Genomic DNA, 18,406 nt, shown 5'->3' with positions numbered 1-18,406 from the left:
CCTTCCGATCATGAGCGAGACGCGGTCCCGGCAGGTCATGATCGCCGGGGCTGGCATCGCCGGGCTGACAGCGGCGATTGCCTTTGCCGAACGCGGCTATTCCGTGAGGGTGTTCGAACAGGCGCAGCGTCTCGAAGCGGCGGGCGCAGGCATCCAGTTCTCTCCTAACGCGACGCGCATACTTCGCCAGCTTGGCGTGCTCGACATGCTTCTTGCCAATGCCGTCCAGCCGGAAGCCGTGGTGCTGAAGGACGCCGCGAGCCTGCGCCAACTGGCACGCGTGCCGCTTGGCACAGCCGGCGAGGAACGCTGGGGCGCACCCTATCTCGTGGCGCACCGGGCGGATCTGCAAGACGCCCTGATGGCGCGCGTTGCGCAACTGCCCGACATCCATCTCACCACCGGCGCGCAGATCAGCAGCGTGGCCTCCGGTTCATTCGTTATCACCACGACAGACGGGGTCGGCCGCAAGGTCATCGATACCCAAGGATCTCTGCTGGTCGGCGCCGATGGCGTCTGGTCAGCGGTGCGGAGGTTTGCGGGTCCAGGCAGCGGAGCCGGCTTGGCGAACAGCCATTTCTCCGGCGAACTGGCCTGGCGGGCGACGGTGAGCGCAGACAACGAGGCGGGGCGAGCCTTCGCCGCGATCGGCGCCACCGACTGCGTCACCACCTTCCTGCACCCCGGATTCCACATGGTCGCCTACCCCGTCAGCAGGGGTAGCGCCTTCAACCTTGCCGCCTTCACCCGGGGCGAGCGCATCGCCGACGGGTGGTCACGCCACGCCGATCCCGCCATCCTTTCAGGCGCCATGCGCCGCTCCGCGCCGGCGCTGGCGCGGTTGGTGGAACTCGCTGGCCCGTGGACCGCCTTCCCCATCCACACGGTCGAGCAGCGACGCTGGACCATGCCCGAAGGCATCGCGCTGATCGGCGACGCCGCGCATGCCATGACGCCGTTCGCGGCTCAGGGCGCGGCCATGGCGATCGAGGACGCGGCGACGCTTGCCGATTTGATCGCCGACTTCTCCGGCGACCTGACGCAAAGCCTTGTCATCTGGGAGAACCTGCGGCGGTCGCGCATCGCCAAGGTCATCCGTCGCGGCGCGCTCAACCGGCTTGCCTGGCATGCCGGAGGCCCGGTGGCGTTGGCCCGCAATCTGTTTCTGGCGGCGCGACCGGGAGAGAAGCTCGCAGCCGATCTGGACTGGCTTTACGGGTGGGAGCAGCAGCGGATCATCCGTCGCTGAAAGGAGCCCGCGGCAAAGCTAATTATACAGCCGCATCGACAGTCCAAGCGAAACCGGCAGCGGGTTCCACCAGCCGGTGCGCAGGCCGGCGGTGCGCAGTGCCGCCGCCGTCCAGGTGTTGCAACCGATCAGCGCGTTGAAACGGCCATTGGCCTCATAAAAGCGATCGAAATTGGAGTAGGCGGCATTGTCGATGACGATCGGACCGTTCGGCCCCTCTTGAAAGCTCGCTTCGATGAAATCGAGCAATGCGGCAAAACGGTCTTCGCCCACGTCGAAGCCCGCGACATCGGGGTGCGGCTCGGGAATGTTGCCAGCGACGGCGACATGCATCACCGACGCATCGAGCGTCAAAGCCTTGATTGCGGGCAGCGCCTTCAATTGCGACCATGTCGGCGTTTCCAGGTAGAAGGCGCGCCCACCCCAGCCGAAGACGAGGTAGCGCACTTCGGGCGCGTCCGATGGCAGGCCGGCATCGGCAAGGAAACGAAAGCGCCGGCGCACCTCGTCGTCCACGGGAATGGCGATGTCGGTGTGGATCGGATTTTTCAGCACCAATATGTGCCGGATGCCCTCGCCCGCTGCGGCTGCCGGCCAGAGCGGCCGCGGCACCAGCGTGCCGAGCGACACGGCGAGCACCAGTGCTGCAACCAGAATGGCCAGGAAACGCAGGAGTTTTCTCATCGGTGCGGCTTCGCGATTCCGTCGCGGCTCAATGAAGAAGATCATTTATCGGATCGGCCAGACACTAAAAAGCCCGGCCGTGGCGCGACCGGGCTTTCTCGACTTGGCGTCAGTCCGCTCAGTGCAGGATCTGCGACAGGAACAGCTTCGTGCGTTCGTGGCGGGGATGGTCGAAGAACTCGGCCGGCGTGTTCTGCTCGACGATCTGGCCCTGATCCATGAAGATCACCCGGTTGGCGACTTTCCGTGCAAAGCCCATCTCGTGGGTGACGCACAGCATGGTCATGCCTTCCTCGGCCAGCCCCACCATGGTTTCCAGCACTTCCTTGATCATTTCCGGATCGAGCGCTGAGGTCGGCTCGTCGAACAGCATGATGCGCGGGTTCATGCACAGCGAGCGGGCGATCGCCACGCGCTGCTGCTGGCCGCCGGAAAGCTGGCCCGGATATTTGTTGGCCTGCTCGGGGATCTTCACGCGCTTGAGGAAATGCATGGCGATTTCCTCGGCCTGCTTCTTCGGCGTCTTGCGCACCCAGATCGGCGCCAGCGTGCAATTCTCGAGGATGGTCAGATGCGGGAACAGGTTGAAGTGCTGGAACACCATGCCGACCTCGCGGCGCACCTCGTCGATCTTTTTTAGATCGTTGGTGAGTTCCTTGCCGTCGACGATGATCTTGCCCTTCTGGTGCTCTTCCAGCCGGTTGATGCAGCGGATCATGGTCGACTTGCCCGACCCGGACGGTCCGCAAATGACGATGCGCTCGCCGCGCATCACCTTCAGATTGATGTCCTTCAGCACATGGAACTCGCCGTACCATTTATGCATGGCGATGATGTCGATGGCGACATCGGTGGTCGAGATATGCATCTTGGCGGCGTTGACCTTGATCTCTTCCGCGCTGACGGCATTTTCGGTGGCCATGGCTGGGATCCCCTTGTTCTTTTGTTTAGCGTTTGTAGCCGGTGTCGAGCCGGCGTTCCGTGTACATTGAATAGCGCGACATGCCGAAGCAGAACAGCCAGAAGACGAAGGCGGCGAACACAAGACCGGATTTCGCGGTCTGCGCCGTGGCCCAGTTGGCGTCGGAGAAGTTCTGCTTGACGATGCCGAGCAGGTCGAACATCGAGATGATGAGGACCAGGCTGGTGTCCTTGAACATGCCGATGAAGGTGTTGACGATACCGGGTATGACCAGCTTCAGCGCCTGCGGCAACACGATCAAGCTCATCTTCTGCCAATAGCCGAGGCCGAGCGAATCGGCGCCTTCATACTGGCCCTTGGGGATCGCCTGCAGGCCGCCGCGCACCACTTCGGCCATATAAGCCGCCGCAAACAGCGACACGCCGATCAGCGCCCTCAGATACTTGTCGAAAGTGACGCCGGCCGGCAGGAACAGCGGCAGCATGACGCTGACGAAAAACAGGACGGTGATCAGCGGTATGCCGCGCACGGCTTCGATGAAGATAATGCACAGCATCTTGATGATCGGCATCTTCGAGCGCCGCCCGAGCGCCAGCACGGTGCCCAGCGGCAGCGATACGGCGATGCCGACGAAGGACAGACTCAGCGTGATCAGCAGCCCGCCCCAGCGCGAGGTTTCGACATGCGGCAGGCCGAATACGCCGCCGACCAGCAGGAAGAAGGAAACGATCGGCAGCACCAGGAAAAGCAGGATCGCGTTCAACCCCTTTCGCGGCACACGCGGCATCAGCATCGGCACCAGCAGCGCCACGAACAGGATGGCGACCAGGATCGGCCGCCAGCGCTCCTCGACCGGATAGGTGCCGAACATGAACTGGCCGAACTTGGCATTGACGAAAGCCCAGCAGGCACCGCTCCAGCCATCGGGCTGAATGCCGCCTTGCGCGACGGTGGCGCAGACCGTGCGGTCCGGTCCCGTCCACTGTGCGTTGATGAACGCCCAGTTGATGACCTGCGGCAGAACCCAGGCGACGATGGCGATGCCGAGGATGGTGAGGATGGTGTCGCCGACCGAGCCGACCAGGTTCTTGCGCACCCAGGCGACGGGGCCGCTGACGCTCGCCGGCGCGGGCTGCGCCAGCGCCATTTCGGCGCGCACCCAGGACAGATCGTGTTCCTGCATGGTCCTACCTCTCCACCAGCGCCATCCTGGCGTTGACCACGTTCATGACGGCCGAGGTCACCAGGCTGAGTATGAGATAGGCGATCATCATGATCAGCACGCCCTCGACCGCTTGTCCGGTCTGGTTCAGAACCGTGCCGGCCGTTGCCGTCAAATCGGGATAACCGATGGCGATCGCCAGCGAGGAGTTCTTGGTCAGGTTGAGATACTGGCTGGTCAGCGGCGGGATGACGATGCGCATGGCCTGCGGCACCACGACCAGCCGCAGGATCGAACTGGATCGCAGCCCAAGTGCGGCCGCCGCCTCGGTCTGGCCCTTGCTGACGCCCCTGATGCCGGCGCGCACGATTTCGGCGATGAAGGCCGCCGTGTAGCAGGACAGCGCCAGATAGAGCGAAAGGAACTCCGGTTTGACCTGGAAGCCGCCGGTCAGGTTGAAGGTCGATTGTTTGGGCAAGTCAAAGCTCAGGGGAAAGCCGCTCAGCACGTAAGCCAGCAGCGGCAGGCCGATGATCAGCGCGGCGGAGGTCCAGAACACCGGAAATTGCTGGCCCGTCGCCATCTGCCGCTGACGCGCCCTGCGGGCAACGAACCATGACATTGCGATGCCCACGACAAGGGCGACCAGGATCAGCCAGGAGCCGTCGCCCCAGACCGGGCGCGGAAAATAGAAGCCGCGCTGGTTGAGGAACGAGCCGAAGGGCAGATGATAGGAATCGCGCGGCGCCGGCAGCACGGCGAGCACGCCGGAATACCAGAAGAAGATGACCAGCAGCGGTGGGATGTTGCGGAAGATCTCGACATAGACCGTGCAGATCTTCTGGATCAGCCAGTTCTGCGACAGGCGGCCGATGCCGATGACGAAGCCGATGATGGTGGCGGTGATGATGCCGGCGACGGCAACGATGATGGTGTTGATCAGGCCGACGACGATGGCGCGGCCATAGGTCGAGTCCGACGTATAGGCGATCGGCGTGTCCGAGATATCGAAGCCGGCGCGCCCCTTGAGGAAGCCGAAGCCGGAGGCGATGTGCAGGCGCTGCAGATTGTCGATGACGTTCTGCACGATCCACCAGACGGACCCGAACAGAACGATGACCACCAGCGTCTGAAAGAAGAGACTGCGAATTCTCGGGTCATTGACGAAGGAGCCGCGGCTCGGCTCCTCGCGTAGGATTTCCTGCGATGCCATGTCACGTCCCCTGTGAAAGAGAAACCGGAAGGCAGGAGCCTGCCTTCCGGATCACATTTCGATCAGCGGATCGGCGGCGCGTATTGCAGGCCGCCCTTGGTCCATAGCGCATTGATGCCACGCGCAATCTTGAGCGGGCTGCCGGAGCCGACATTGCGGTCGAACATTTCGCCGTAGTTGCCGGTGGCCTTGACGATGTTGACGACCCAGTCGTTGGAGACGCCGAGGTCGGTGCCGATCTTGGTGTCTGCTTCCTGGCCGAGCACACGCTTGATCTCCGGGCTGGCGGAGTTTTTCATCTCGTCGACATTGGCCTTGGTGATGCCGAGCTCCTCGGCGTCGAGCAGAGCGAAATAGGTCCACTTGACGATGTGGTACCACTGGTCGTCGCCCTGGCGAACGGCAGGTCCGAGCGGCTCTTTCGAGATGATCTCGGGCAGCACGACGTGATCGGCCGGCGAGCCGAGCGTCAAGCGAATGCCGTAAAGGCCCGACTGGTCGGTTGTGTAGACGTCGCAACGGCCGGCATCATAAGCGGCATTGACCTCTTCGAGCTTCTCGAAGACGACGGGATTGTACTCCATCTTGTTCGCCTTGAAGTAGTCGGCGAGGTTGAGCTCGGTCGTCGTGCCGCTCTGCACGCAGACGGCGGCGCCCGAAAGCTGCAGCGCCGAATTGACGCCCGGCAGCTTCTTGGCGTTGATCATGAAGCCCTGGCCGTCATAGTAGGTCGTGCCGATGAAATTCAGGCCGAGCGCGGTATCGCGGTTGATCGTCCAGGTGGTGTTGCGCGAGAGGATGTCGACCTCGCCGGACTGCAGCGCGGTGAAGCGTTCCTTGGCGCTGAGCGGCGTGAACTTGACCTTGGTGCCATCACCGAAAACGGCGGCGGCAACCGCGCGACAGAAATCAGCGTCGATGCCTTGCCAGTCGCCCTTGTCGTCCGGCGCGGAGAAGCCGGCCAGACCGGTCGAGACGCCGCACTGGATGAAGCCCTTCGCCTTGACGGTGTCGAGCGTGCCGGCCGACGCGGCCGACGCCATCAGTCCGAGCGTGGCGGCGCCAAGAATGCCGATAGCAATGTGTTTCATAACCCACAGACCCTTTTCTGTTTTTTCAGGCAAACCCTGATTTTTTTCCCTTGTGAACGCAGCTCCCATCCCGGCCCATTCCCGAAACCCCGCATCGCAAACCGACGCGCCGCCTCCCATTCACGAACAGCATCGAAGGCGATAATTCCCGTGAGGTCAAGGAAAATGACCGAATCCGACCGGGTTTGAAAATCGATTGCCTGAAATGCCTGAATTGCAGACAAACGTGCACGCGATCTCGTCAGAAGCGCGACCTGAATCGGCAAAGCTCATTTGACGCAGATGTGAGCCGGCGCTGTAAAATCCGTTCCGGGCAATAGCTCGGCGTTACTGCCCCCGGGCACGAAATGCATTGACGTTACGGAATACCTTCGGCCGACGATTACCCATGATTGGCGGTCGATATTGCTTGTGGACAAAATCGGCGCGCGGTCTCAAAGCGCGGAAAGGCCCAGCCAGAGGCCGACCGCGACCATCAATGCACCGGAGATGCGCGGGATCAATTGCCCGGCCGGGACCACCTTCTCCAGGAGAACAAGGATGGCGATGCCGGCGATCCACAGCACGTTCATGACACCACCGACGAACAGCAGGGCCATCAGTGCCCAGCAGCAGCCGAGACAATAGGCGCCGTGATCCATGCCAAGCCGAAGCGCGCCGAGCGCGGTGGTGCGGAACCCGCCATGGCTGGCCAGGAACGCGATCGGCGCCTGGCATTGGCGCAGGCAGACGCCCTTGATCGGTGTCCATTGGTAGAGGCCGGCGGCGATCAGAATGACACCGCCGAGGACCGCGCTGTGCGCCGCTATCGCGGGATCAAGCAAGGCGAAACGAGTGAGCAGCCATTGCGCACCCGTCGCCACGATGCTGAAGACGACCCAGACGACGAGATAGCCGGTAAAAAACCATGCCGTCGAAGCGATAGGCCGGCTGTCCGCCAGCGCCTTGCGGCCGACGCCGGCATAGAGCAGCAACATCGGCGCGACCGACGGCGTCATCATGCCGACCATCATCACGGCCCACATCGTGAAGGTGAAGACGAAATCGGCCGATGCCCAGGCCCGGAAACCCGGCACCACGGCGGCGCCCATATCCATGCCGCCCATATTCATGCTCGCCATGTCCATCCCGGCCACGTCGCCTGCCTCGCCGCCCGACACCGGGCTACCCATGTCGGCGGCCAGCCAAAGAACATAGGCCCAGGCGAACACGGCAATGACGGCAAGCGCGGCCGTCACGACCGCGCGGTCGCGCCGCAGCACCGCCTCGAGAGCCGTGTCGCCCATTGGATCAGATCAATGCACGATGCCGCTCTGCGTGAGATGCAGGTTGGCGAAATGGCTATGCGTGTCCGCCACCTCGAACTTGATCGGGCTCGTCGTCTTGGTCCAGCCGCGCCCGACCTCGGCGATGGCGTATTCGAAGCCGTGCGGCAGGTCGATGCGCGCCCGGTGCTCGGCGCCGGTGACCGGGTTCTTGATCGGCTCACCACGGCCGTCGGTTACGCCCTTGACGTGCAGCCGGCCGGTTCGCCCATCGACGTCGACCTCGAAATCGATCGCGGCGAAAATCGGATCGTGGAACTTCTCCAAGGTGGTCGAAAAGACCTGGAATATTGTCGCGCCTGGTTCGGTGTCCTGACCGCCCAGTATGCGGAGCAGGGCTTCGCGCTGGGCTTCGCTGGCTCTCTCGTCGATAACCACCGCGGCCTCGCCCCTGCCCTGGTGTATCGCGCCGGGCCAGCTGAAGATGCCGACGAAGCGCAGCCCGTCGAGCTTGGTGTCGCCGTGGTGCCCGGTCTCAATCTCCATGCCGGCGACGGCTTGGCAGAATCCGTATGTCGGCATGGCATTGAACTGGCACGGGCAGCCATAGGCGCAATTGCAGTTGATGAATTCGCGCGCCTTCATCGTCCATTTGACGTCAGGCATGACATTCCTCCCCTTTCCGCTCGCTGAGCGGGATACCCGGATGGGGATCAGGAGATAACCGGCAAGAACCATCCGGCAGCATCTGATTGAAGCATCCGGCGATTAACATTAGAAATTTATCATATACCTTTCACAGCCGGCTACAATAGGTTCACCAGCTGACGACCAAGCTTCCGACAGGGCACCGCCGCGCGTGGTTGGTCCGATTCCGGATCAGATCGCGGGCTGTCTTCCGGACCAGGAATTGGCGTATTCAAAGTCCATTCCTGGCGAACGGTGGGCTGTTGCACGGTCCACGACGCCGCATTATGGCTAGCGCCTTGTTAAACAAGGCGACCAAGAATGGCGAAAGACGGCAGCGAGCAGGGTTCCGGCACGATGGGCATCAACACGCGGCTCGCCCATTCGGGCAACAACCCGCATGACTATTTCGGCTTCGTCAACCCGCCGGTCGTGCATGCCTCGACCGTGCTGTTCCCAAATGCCGCCGCGATGGCCGCACGCAGCCAGAAGTACACTTACGGCACGCGCGGCACACCGACGACGGACGCTCTTGCGCATGCCATTGACGCGCTGGAAGGCTCGGCCGGCACGATCGCGGTGCCGTCGGGCCTGGCGGCGGTGACCGTGCCGCTGCTCGCCTTCGTATCGGCGGGCGACCATCTGCTGATCGTCGATTCCGTCTATCATCCCACGAGAAACTTCGCCGACACGATGCTGAAGCGGCTCGGCGTCGAGGTCGAATATTATGCTCCCAATATCGGCGCGGGCATCGCGGCGTTGATCAAGCCGAACACCAGAGTGGTGTTCACCGAATCGCCGGCCTCCAACACGTTCGAGGTGCAGGACATCCCGGCGATCGCCAAGGCGGCGCACGCGGCCGGCGCCATCGTGATGATGGACAACACATGGGCGACGCCGCTCTATTTCCGGCCACTCGACCATGGCGTCGACATCTCGATCCATGCGGCGACGAAATATCCGGCGGGCCATTCCGACGTGCTGCTCGGCACTGTCTCAGCCAATGAGGCCTGCTGGACGCAACTCTACGAGAGCTTTTGCACGCTTGGCTGCTGTGCTGGACCCGACGACGTCTACCAGGTGCTGCGCGGCCTGCGCACGATGGGTGTGCGGCTGGACCGTCACCAGCGCAGCGCACTTGCCATCGCCTCGTGGCTCGAAGGCGAAAAAGGCGTGGCGCGCGTGCTCCACCCTGCCCTTCCCAGCCATCCGGACCACGACCTCTGGAAGCGCGACTTCCGCGGTTCGAGCGGCATCTTTTCGATCGTGCTGGCCGGTGGTGGCCAGCAGGAGCAGCACGCTTTCCTCGACGCACTGCGGATCTTCGGTCTCGGCTACTCCTGGGGAGGCTATGAGAGCCTCGCGGTGCCGGTCTGGCTTGGCGACCGCGTCGTTGCGAAAGGCACTTATGAAGGTCCGCTGATACGACTGCAGATCGGCCTCGAGGATGTCGACGACTTGAAAACCGACATCCGGGGCGGGCTTGCGGCAGCGGCGCGCGCAGGCTGACCTCAAACAGAGTCAGCAAAGGGCCGCAAGCCCTTGACGCTGATGACAAAGCGCGAGGCGCTGCCAGCACTCCGGCGAAGATCGGTGCGCAATATTATTCTCCTACGTCATGACTTTACGGATTTGTTTGACTTTCAAATCGGCGAATTCGGCTGCATTGCGTGCCGCACGCATCCTCGACAGATTCAGTCCTCGCAAAGTTTTCCAATGGCCTTTCGTCTTTTTGTCCCCATCCTCGCCGGCGCCACGCTGCGCGAACGCATCCTGGCGTGTATCGGCGCCACGATCGGCATCGCGCTGACGGGCGTGATCAGCGGGCTGGCGATGGGCGGCGGCCCGCATGTGGCCCTGCTGGTCGCGCCGATGGGCGCATCCGCCGTGCTTCTGTTCGCCGTACCGGCCAGCCCGTTGGCGCAACCCTGGTCGATCATCGGCGGAAATTCCATATCGGCGCTGGTCGGCGTGACCGTGGCGCATTTCATCCATGATCCGGTGATGGCCTCAGGGCTCGCGGTGGCGCTCGCCATCGCCGCGATGTCGTTCACGCGCTGTCTTCATCCGCCAGGCGGCGCCGCCGCGCTGACGGCGGTGCTCGGCGGCCCGGCCGTCATCAGCGCGGGCTTCCTGTTCCCGTTCGTGCCGGTGGCCTTGAATTCGACCATACTGGTGGCGCTGGGCTTCCTTTTCCACAAGCTGGCGCGGCGCAACTACCCGCATGTCGCGGCACCAACCGCCAACAGCCACGGCACCGCCGATCCGCCGGCTCAGCAGCGCGTCGGCTTCCGGCCCGAGGATATCGACGCGGCGCTGACCACACTGGACGAGACCTTCGACATCGACCGCGCCGACCTCGAACGGTTGCTGAGACAAGTCGAACTGCAGGCCATGGTGCGCTCGCACCGCACGCTGCTGTGCGAGGACATCATGTCGCGCGACGTGGTTTCCGTGTTCGAGCAAGCCACCGCCGACGAGGCGCGCCAGCAGCTGCTCGATCACAATATCCGCACCTTGCCGGTGGTCGACGCGGATGCCCGGCTGGTTGGCGCCGTCGGCCTGCGCGAGCTGACGAAAGCCACCGACTCGGTGAAGAGCGTCATGGCAAAAGCCGGCACCGCCTCGCCCGCGACGCCGGCGATGAGCCTGCTTCCGGCGCTGACCGACGGCCGCAGCCATGCCGTGGTCATCGTCGATGGCGAGCGGCGCATTCTCGGCCTGATCACGCAGACCGACCTCTTGGCGGCCGCCGCACGCGTGCAGAGGGCAGACAAGGGATTGGCGGCAGCCTAGAATACCGGTCCCGGATCCCTCTGGTCCGGGAACCTTTTGCCGGCAGGCGCATCCAATGTGCAGCATTTGCACGAGGAGATCCGGTCGCGATGAGCAAGCAGCCAATGCCCGCCACGGTGCCCGCGGTTGCCGAAAGCCCTTCCGGCGACATGCAGCTCGTCCACCGCGCGCTGACCCGCGACCCGGATGCTTTTCGCGCCATCATAAAGGTACACAACCAGCGGCTCTACCGCATCGCGCGCGGCATTCTGCGCAACGACGCCGAAGCCGAGGACGTCGTCCAGGAGGCCTATGTCAGCGCCTTCGCCAGCCTGGCGGCGTTTCGCGGTCAATCCACGCTCGCCACCTGGCTGTCGCGCATCGTCATCAACGAAGCGCTCGGCCGCCTGCGCAAGAGACGTCGCACGGTGGAAATGCCTGCCGATCCGGAAGCGCGGATAATCAGGTTTCCCCTCAAATCCAACGACGATCCGGAGCGGACGATGGCGCAGCGGCAGATTCTCGCACTTGTCGAACGGGCGACCGACAGCCTGCCCGACATCTACCGCATGGTCTTCGTCGCCCGCGTCATCGAGGGCCTGAGCATGGAGGAAACCGCCGATTTGCTTGGCGTGCGGCCAGAGACCGTCAAGACGAGGCTGCACCGGGCGCGCGCCCTGTTGCGCAAGGCGCTGGACGATGAAATCGGCCCTGTGCTGCTCGATGCCTTCCCCTTCGCGGGTCGGCGCTGCGAGCGACTGACCCAGGCGGTAATGGGACGGCTGGGTTTCGAATGATGCCGTCCTGATTTTCCGGGAACGTTTCTCCCCGCCCCGCATCCAATGAGCGTCAACTGCAAATTCGAGCCCGGCGCCTCCGCGCGGCCGGGCCAAGGAGGATGCCATGTTCACCCGATATACCGTCGCCCTTGCCGCCCTGCTTCTCGTCGGCGCTGCCCCGGTCTCGCAAGCCGCCGACAAGCCGACCGACCCGCAGATCGCCCATATCGCCTATACAGCAGGCGTCCTCGACATCGAGGCGGCCAAGCAGGCGATCAAGAAGTCAAAGAGCAAGGAGGTCGTCGATTTCGCCAAGGACATGGAGCGCGACCACGAAGCGGTGAACAAGCAGGCGCTCGATCTCGTCAAGAAGCTCAAGGTGAAGCCCGAGGACAACGCTACCAGCCAGGCGCTGACGAAGGCGGCGAAGGAGGAACGTGCCAAGCTCGCCAAGCTGAAAGGGGCGGCCTTCGACAAGGCTTATATCGAAAACGAGGTCGCCTATCACAAGCAGGTCAATGGCGCGCTCGAAACCCTGCTCATACCGTCGGCCAGCAATGCCGAGTTGAAGAGCCTGCTCGAGACCGGCCTCAAGATCTTCCAGGGCCATGAGCAGCATGCCGAACACGTCGCCGGCATGCTGAAATGAAAACGAGCGCCTTGGGTCTTCTGGCGCGGCTGGTCGTGCTGGCTTTGGCATCCACAGCGCCGGCAGCGGCGGCAACCATCCAGGTCACCGTCGACAAGCTCGTCTTTTCGCCGGCCAGCGTCGATGCCAAGGTCGGCGACACGATCGAGTGGGTGAACAAGGACGTGATCGCCCACACGGCCACCGTGAAGGGCGGCTGGGAGGTGATAATCCCGCCGAAGAAGTCGGCAAGCATGACGCTGAAGACGGCGCAAACGGTCGACTATTTCTGCCGCTTCCATCCCAATATGAAGGGACGCTTGCTGGTGGCGCCGTGATCCAGGGCCGAGGAGGCCCGCCTTGCCTCCTCGGGCCGCGCGACATGCGTCCAGGACCCGTCGTGTCCAGGCCTGTGCCTGCTGATCCAGGCATCTAGCGCCTCGTGCAAATCGGCTGTCGGGGTCATACGGGCGAACTGCTCGGCCTCGACCAGCAAGCCTTCGGCGATGCTCAGATTGAGCCCTCGCGTTACCGCCGTGAGGATGCCCGCGGCTGCCAGTCCGGAGTGCCGAAGGATACGCCTGGCCAGATTGAACGCAGCCGGCATCAGATCGTCATGCGGAACCACCTGATTGACGAGGCCAAGGTCAAGAGCCCGCTGTGGCGGGAACCAGTCGCCGGTCAAAAGCAGTTCGAGCGCGCGCTTGCGCCCGGCGAGCCTGGGCAGGCGCTGCGTTCCGCCGAAAGTCGGCGGCATTGCCAGAGTGATCTCCGGCTTGGCGAACAGCGCGCGGTCGCTGGCAATTGCAAGCGGCACGGCTTCCGTGATTTCGCAGCCGCCGCCGAAGGCGAGGCCGTTGACGGCTGCGATGACAGGCTTGCGAAAGGCTTCCAGCCTTGCCGTCAGCCGCTGTCCCCGCATGACGAAGTCTCGCAGCGCCGTCTCGGCGCCCAGCGCCACGCTGGCCGAGAACTCCTCTATGTCGGCGCCCGCCGAGAAGGCCCGCTCGCCGGCGCCCGTCAGAATGACCGCGCGGATGCGGTCGTCGACTTCAATGTCATCGAGTGTCGCGAGCAGGCGATCGATCAGCGCATAGTTCAACGCGTTCAGCTTTTCCGGGCGGTTGAGGGAAAGGACGGCAACGCCTTCCCTGTTTTCGTTCAGGACAAGATCGGTCATCTGGCTTCCTCCAGCATGGTGACGAGATGGAAGGTTACGCCATTCGCGCCTTGTGTATATTCACTAGTCGGTATACTTAGACCCATGCCCGAAGCACAAAGTCCTACCCGCAAGCGCATTGTCGACGCAGCAACCAGATTGTTTTACGCGGAGGGGATCGGCCGTGTCAGCGTCGATGCCGTCGCCGAGGAAGCAGGTCTCACGAAGCGGACGCTCTATTACCACTTCAAGAGCAAGGACGACCTCATCGCAGCCTATCTCGACGGCCGCGATCAGCCCAATCTGAAACGGATGGCCGGCTGGTTCGAGGCTGAACAAGGTGGTGTGGACAGCAAGGTCGAAGCCATCTTCGCCAACCTGGCCCGGGCCACGCGCCATCCGAAATGGAAGGGATGCGGCTTCCTGCGCACCGCCGCGGAGCTTGCCTCGATGCCAGGGCACCCGGCGGTCAAGGTCGGGGCGCGGCACAAAAGCAATTTCGAGACATGGCTGGCGGCAGAATTGTCCGGCCACCATGTCGAGGGGCCGCGGGCGCTGGCGCGCGAGATCGTGCTGCTGATCGACGGCTGCTTTTCGATCATGCTCATCCATCGCAACCCCGACTACGTCGAAGCAGCCGGACGAGCCGCGGCCACGCTTGTCAGGGCGCGAATGTTGGGCAGCCAGGCCTAGGGGCTACCCCCCGAACGCCAGCCATCCCGTACCGGCCAAGAGCGTAATCAACGTCAGCGGCAGGCCGACCTTGAAGAAGGCGCCGAAAGACAACGGCGTGCCTGCGGCCTTGGACTGCTCGGCGACGATCAGATTGGCGACCGAGCCGAGCAACGTGAAGTTACCGGCGAGCGTCGAGCTCATGGCCACGACCAGCCAGGCGCGCTCGGGGTTTTCCAGGCCGGGTATGAAAGGCCTGAGCGCCAGCACGGCCGGAACATTGCTCATGACGTTGGACAACACCGCGGTGAAACCCGACAGCCTCCAGGCATTGTCGAGCCCGATGTTCTTAGCCGAGGCGATCATGTCAGGTGTCAGCAGCGTCTTTTCCGCGCCGGCAACCACCACGAACAGGCCCGCGAACATGAACAGCAGCGGTCCGTCGATCTCGCGGTAGATGCGCGATGGCTTGATGGCGCGGGTCAGCAGCAGGATGGCGCCGCCGATGAGCGCCGCCTTGGCTACGGGAACACCGGCGAAGAAGGCGATCGCCAGCCCGACGCAGACGACCACCGCCTTCAGCACCTGGCCGCGATGCATGCGGCCGCGCGAGATGTGTGGCGTCAGTTCGCCGTTGCGGGTGAATTCGGCGCGGTAGACGATGCGCACGATGACGATGACCGCGACAAGGCCTAACAAGGCGACCGGCGCGAGCGCCGCCGAAAAGGCCGGATAGGAAATGCCCGACAGCGCGCCGATGACCATGTTCTGCGGATTGCCAGTGATGGTGGCGACGCTGCCGCAGTTCGAAGCGGTGGCGGTGGCGATCAGATAGGGGATCGGGTTGCGGTTGATGACGCGGGTAACGTGGACGACGATCGGCGCCATGACCAGGCAGATGGCATCGTTGACCAGGAAGGCCGACAGCACGCCGGTGAGGAGCGTCACCATCACCAGCAGCATGAACGGTGCATGCGCGTGCTCGATGGCGATGGCGCCAAGACCGCGAAAGGCACCCGACACCTTCAGATGCGCCACGACGATCATCATGCCGAGCAGAAGCGTGATGGTGTCGAAATTTATGGCCCGGTAGGCATCCTCCATGCTGAGCGCGCCGATGGCGATCATGGCCGCGCCGCCGAGCAGCGCGATACCTGCCCGGTCGAGCCGCAAGCCAGGTATCCGGCCGATTGCGACGCCGGCATAAGTCAAGATCAGGATCAGCAGTGCCGCGGCGCCCGTCAATGTCATCGGTAGAAGCCCTGCTCGATCTGTCTGCGCGCCGATGCCGGCCGCCCCGCGATTCACGTGATGCCAGCTTTAGCGCGATGTCGGGATCGATGCCAAACGGGGCACGTGGATTGCTGGCCGAGAGTGTCTGGAAAGCCGGACGGCGTGGCGCCGCTAACGCCGATAGAAGTCCAGCCGCTGTTGAACCGCCTGCGGCGAAAACAGCTGCTCGACAGTTCGCCGCGCCTTCTGACCGACGGCCACCCGCAGTGCCGGGTCGGCTTTAAGTTCGGCCAGGATCCGTGCTGCCTGTTGCGTCGTTTCGAACAGGAAACCGTTTTCGCCATGCCTGATATGATCGGCGTAGCCGCCATGCGAATGGCAAACGACCGGCAGGCCGCAGGCCATCGCCTCGAACACCACACGGCCGAACGTCTCCACATGTGAGCCGGTGCGATAATAGAAGACGTCGAGCGTCGGCAGAAACTGTTCGGCGGCAAATTCACCCTGCGGCAGGAGCTCGAGTTGCGAATGCGGCGCAAGCCTGTCCTTGAGCGGCATGCCGCCCTGAATCCGCACCGCGTCGCCGTCGGCCAGCAATGCCTCATACAGCGCCACATCGTCGGCATGATGCTTGTCCGCCGTATCGCGGCTCAGTCGCCCCACCGTGAACGGACCGTTTGGCCTTACCTGCCGTGGCGAGAAGCGCTCGATGTCGATGGGTGACGGATGCACGACGCCCTCGACCCGCAGCATGCGCTTTTGAAAGTCGGAGATCAGCACCAGTTCGGCACCGGGCCAACCCAGCAGGCGCGGCCTGTGCGTCGTCAGGGCGATGATCTTGGGATGAAAGGTGTTGAAGACATAGATCAGCCGGCGCGGTCGCGGGATCAGATAAGGCCACATCTTGTTGCGCCAATGCGCACCGAGAAAGACATAGGTGCCGCCAGCCGGCACATTGCGTGTTGCCGGCGAGACGCGGCGTATCGGAAATTCCTGCATCAGGTCTTCGGATACGCGCGACGAGGTCGCCCAGAGGCGCACCTGCGAGTCGGCACTCAACAGCCGATACAACTCCAGGGTTTCGCGCTCACTGCCGCCAAACGGATTCTGAAAGCCGTTGAATAAGTGGATCATGATCGCGGTGCTTACCGGGCCCGGGGCGTTTGGCCATTCAATTCCCTGCATCCCCGGGCCGTGCCGTACCCGCGAACCGCACGATCGAGGGACTCAAGAAGCAGGAGTGGTTCTGGCGATGCTCCATACATCACTTGCGCGGAGGAAGCACACAGACAGGTATGCGTCAAGGAAGCGGTCGTGCCAGCCGGCTGCGAGGCTGCCCTCAGTGGACGGTGGCGGCGCTGAGCGGAGACACTAGAGCGGCTTCCGCCGGATCGAAGCTGACCTGATCGCGTCCATTCGACTTGGCGGCATAAAGCCGTCTGTCGGCGGCGGAGAATATTGCCTCGTAGGTGGTCGGCCCGCTGAAGCTGGTGCCGCCGATGCTGACGGAAAGCGGACAGGACCGCCCATCGGGCGAAAAGTCCATTTCGCGTATCCGTCGGCGGATGCCTTCGGCAACCAGCCAGGATTGCGAGGGGTCGACGCCGGGAAGGAACACGCCGAACTCCTCGCCGCCGATCCGGCCGACGATATCGGTGCCGCGCAGCTGGCCCTTGATCGCCTGCGCGATCAGTTTAAGCGCCTGGTCGCCGCAATCATGGCCGAGGCGGTCGTTGATCGACTTGAAGTGGTCGGCATCGATGATCAGCAGCGCGCCGGTACGGGTCTCTTCCTGCTTGCGGGTCTGTTCGAGATAGGCCTCGACCAGCATCGAGAAGGCGCCGCGGTTCAGCACCGCCGTCAGGCTGTCCGTCGCGGCAATGACGCTGAGGTCGCGCTGGGCTATCGCCAGCTGGCGGATCTTCCACGTCAGGAAAAACAGAAACGAGCCGCCGAGCACCAAGGGCAGCAGAAGGTCGGTCAGCTTAGCGCGCCAGACAGACTCGGGCGAAAGATACGGGAAATTGAACGAATCGACGAAAAACGCCACGGCAATGAAGAATGCCGTGCCGGCGGCGGTGACGGCCATCACCCTGCCCCAGCTGGTGGGCGACAGGTCCAGCTTCATCCCTTTTCACTCCGTTAGCCGTCCCTACTATGACGTGCCAACGCAAACAAAATGATAAGACTTTCCTTTCAATTCGAGATCAGGTGACGACGAGACGAGATCAGGGGCCGGGCGCTGGAGCACGATCGCCCAACAGGCGGCCGTGCCCCAATGGAGGACGCGATTTGCTCACCGGATTTCGGACAAGGGAAATTCCGAAGTCAGCGGCTGGGCGCCGGCCCAACCGCTTCGGCGACGAAGGATGCCGCGATCAGGTCGTCGGCATCCAGTTGCAAGGAACCGTCGCCAGATCCCATGATGGCGGCCACCTTGTGAAAGGTTTTCATTTCATGGCCGGAAATTTCGGCGTCTTGCATTCGAGCCCTGAGATCGGCGATACGCCGCCCCAAGGCAGGGGACGTTCCAATTTCACGTTTCGACATAGCCTTGTTTCTCCTCCCCCAACCCGCGCTTGTTTTGCCCACCCGTTCGCTTGCCCGCATAGTGCCTTTATGAGGCTCCACGAATACAAGGCCCCGAACGCGTAGTCTTGGCCAAGGTTCCAACAGGGCCAGATCACGAAATAATTCCAGAGCCCTGCGCGGGCCGAACTCTGTTCCGGCTTCCGGTAAGCGGCGTGGCAGCACTGGCAGGCAGGGGTAGGATCGCGCGACCGCGTGAGGGCATGCAACATAAGCCATTGATGCCCTTCCCGAGAGATGGGTGACAGTTCATTCCGGATAGATGGGTTACACTTTCGGCCCTTTGCAAGGAGAGCAA

At 63.3% G+C, this 18,406-nt stretch carries 19 protein-coding genes; 7 read left to right on the top strand and 12 right to left on the bottom strand.

Annotated elements, in window-relative coordinates:
• Nucleotides 1-10: 10 nt before the first annotated feature.
• Nucleotides 11-1,249 carry an FAD-dependent monooxygenase gene (locus FJW04_RS26145; protein ID WP_140717587.1) on the top strand — a complete coding sequence of 413 codons (1,239 nt, stop codon included), beginning with the start codon at nt 11-13 and terminating at the stop codon, nt 1,247-1,249.
• A gap of 18 nt (nt 1,250-1,267) precedes the next feature.
• Here FJW04_RS26145 and FJW04_RS26140 read toward each other — a convergent pair whose 3' ends face one another.
• From FJW04_RS26140 to FJW04_RS26110, 7 genes are all read right to left on the bottom strand, one after another.
• The gene (locus tag FJW04_RS26140) at nt 1,268-1,933 is read right to left on the bottom strand and encodes a TIGR02117 family protein (RefSeq protein ID WP_140717585.1); all 666 of its coding nucleotides are present in this window, start codon (nt 1,931-1,933) and stop codon (nt 1,268-1,270) included.
• A 118-nt stretch (nt 1,934-2,051) separates the two neighbouring features.
• Nucleotides 2,052-2,855 (bottom strand): amino acid ABC transporter ATP-binding protein, encoded by an 804-nt coding sequence (locus FJW04_RS26135; protein ID WP_010915400.1) that lies wholly within the window; start codon nt 2,853-2,855, stop codon nt 2,052-2,054.
• 25 nt (nt 2,856-2,880) lie between these two features.
• Nucleotides 2,881-4,038, bottom strand: a complete 1,158-nt coding sequence (locus FJW04_RS26130; RefSeq protein WP_140717583.1) for an amino acid ABC transporter permease — start codon at nt 4,036-4,038, stop codon at nt 2,881-2,883.
• A 4-nt stretch (nt 4,039-4,042) separates the two neighbouring features.
• A complete protein-coding gene (locus FJW04_RS26125; RefSeq protein ID WP_140717581.1) occupies nt 4,043-5,230 on the bottom strand; it encodes an amino acid ABC transporter permease in 1,188 nt (395 codons plus the stop codon).
• Nucleotides 5,231-5,292: 62 nt separating this feature from the next.
• On the bottom strand, nt 5,293-6,321 hold the full coding sequence (locus tag FJW04_RS26120; protein ID WP_015318414.1) for an amino acid ABC transporter substrate-binding protein: 1,029 nt from the start codon (nt 6,319-6,321) through the stop codon (nt 5,293-5,295).
• A 434-nt stretch (nt 6,322-6,755) separates the two neighbouring features.
• Nucleotides 6,756-7,607, bottom strand: coding sequence for a DUF2182 domain-containing protein (locus FJW04_RS26115; RefSeq protein WP_140717579.1), 852 nt, complete (start codon nt 7,605-7,607; stop codon nt 6,756-6,758).
• Between the two features lie 9 nt (nt 7,608-7,616).
• Nucleotides 7,617-8,252, bottom strand: coding sequence for a DUF1326 domain-containing protein (locus FJW04_RS26110; protein ID WP_023773469.1), 636 nt, complete (start codon nt 8,250-8,252; stop codon nt 7,617-7,619).
• A gap of 342 nt (nt 8,253-8,594) precedes the next feature.
• Here FJW04_RS26110 and FJW04_RS26105 point away from each other — a divergent pair, with 342 nt between their 5' ends.
• The 5 genes from FJW04_RS26105 to FJW04_RS26085 all read left to right on the top strand — a co-directional run bounded on the left by FJW04_RS26105 (nt 8,595) and on the right by FJW04_RS26085 (nt 12,793).
• Complete coding sequence (locus FJW04_RS26105; RefSeq protein WP_140717577.1) at nt 8,595-9,782, top strand: cystathionine beta-lyase; 1,188 nt, start codon at nt 8,595-8,597, stop codon at nt 9,780-9,782.
• Nucleotides 9,783-9,989: 207 nt separating this feature from the next.
• Nucleotides 9,990-11,069: an HPP family protein gene (locus FJW04_RS26100; protein WP_140717575.1), complete on the top strand. Its 1,080-nt coding sequence runs from the start codon at nt 9,990-9,992 to the stop codon at nt 11,067-11,069.
• An 89-nt stretch (nt 11,070-11,158) separates the two neighbouring features.
• The gene (locus tag FJW04_RS26095) at nt 11,159-11,845 is read left to right on the top strand and encodes an RNA polymerase sigma factor (RefSeq protein ID WP_181173059.1); all 687 of its coding nucleotides are present in this window, start codon (nt 11,159-11,161) and stop codon (nt 11,843-11,845) included.
• A gap of 106 nt (nt 11,846-11,951) precedes the next feature.
• A complete protein-coding gene (locus tag FJW04_RS26090) occupies nt 11,952-12,476 on the top strand; it encodes a DUF4142 domain-containing protein (protein ID WP_015318420.1) in 525 nt (174 codons plus the stop codon).
• Complete coding sequence (locus FJW04_RS26085; RefSeq protein ID WP_181173058.1) at nt 12,473-12,793, top strand: cupredoxin family copper-binding protein; 321 nt, start codon at nt 12,473-12,475, stop codon at nt 12,791-12,793. The genes FJW04_RS26090 and FJW04_RS26085 overlap by 4 nt, the downstream gene beginning before the upstream one ends.
• Here the strand turns inward: FJW04_RS26085 and FJW04_RS26080 are convergent.
• Nucleotides 12,739-13,635: a crotonase/enoyl-CoA hydratase family protein gene (locus FJW04_RS26080; RefSeq protein ID WP_140717573.1), complete on the bottom strand. Its 897-nt coding sequence runs from the start codon at nt 13,633-13,635 to the stop codon at nt 12,739-12,741. The genes FJW04_RS26085 and FJW04_RS26080 overlap by 55 nt on opposite strands.
• A gap of 84 nt (nt 13,636-13,719) precedes the next feature.
• Here FJW04_RS26080 and FJW04_RS26075 point away from each other — a divergent pair, with 84 nt between their 5' ends.
• Nucleotides 13,720-14,307 carry a TetR/AcrR family transcriptional regulator gene (locus FJW04_RS26075; RefSeq protein ID WP_181173057.1) on the top strand — a complete coding sequence of 196 codons (588 nt, stop codon included), beginning with the start codon at nt 13,720-13,722 and terminating at the stop codon, nt 14,305-14,307.
• A 3-nt stretch (nt 14,308-14,310) separates the two neighbouring features.
• Here FJW04_RS26075 and FJW04_RS26070 read toward each other — a convergent pair whose 3' ends face one another.
• The 4 genes from FJW04_RS26070 to FJW04_RS26055 all read right to left on the bottom strand — a co-directional run bounded on the left by FJW04_RS26070 (nt 14,311) and on the right by FJW04_RS26055 (nt 18,069).
• Nucleotides 14,311-15,537, bottom strand: a complete 1,227-nt coding sequence (locus FJW04_RS26070; protein ID WP_140717569.1) for an anion transporter — start codon at nt 15,535-15,537, stop codon at nt 14,311-14,313.
• A gap of 153 nt (nt 15,538-15,690) precedes the next feature.
• Nucleotides 15,691-16,578, bottom strand: coding sequence for a glycosyltransferase (locus FJW04_RS26065; RefSeq protein ID WP_246674020.1), 888 nt, complete (start codon nt 16,576-16,578; stop codon nt 15,691-15,693).
• Nucleotides 16,579-16,858: 280 nt separating this feature from the next.
• A complete protein-coding gene (locus FJW04_RS26060; protein ID WP_015318426.1) occupies nt 16,859-17,647 on the bottom strand; it encodes a GGDEF domain-containing protein in 789 nt (262 codons plus the stop codon).
• Nucleotides 17,648-17,847: 200 nt separating this feature from the next.
• Entirely contained in the window at nt 17,848-18,069 is a 222-nt protein-coding gene (locus tag FJW04_RS26055; RefSeq protein ID WP_015318427.1) for a hypothetical protein, read from the bottom strand.
• Nucleotides 18,070-18,406: the final 337 nt, after the last annotated feature.

Origin of the sequence: Mesorhizobium sp. B2-7-3, assembly GCF_006440715.1 — a bacterium.
Lineage (GTDB): Bacteria > Pseudomonadota > Alphaproteobacteria > Rhizobiales > Rhizobiaceae > Mesorhizobium > Mesorhizobium australicum.
Note: the sequence above shows the minus strand (reverse complement) of the source record. Positions and strands in the feature narration are given on the sequence as shown.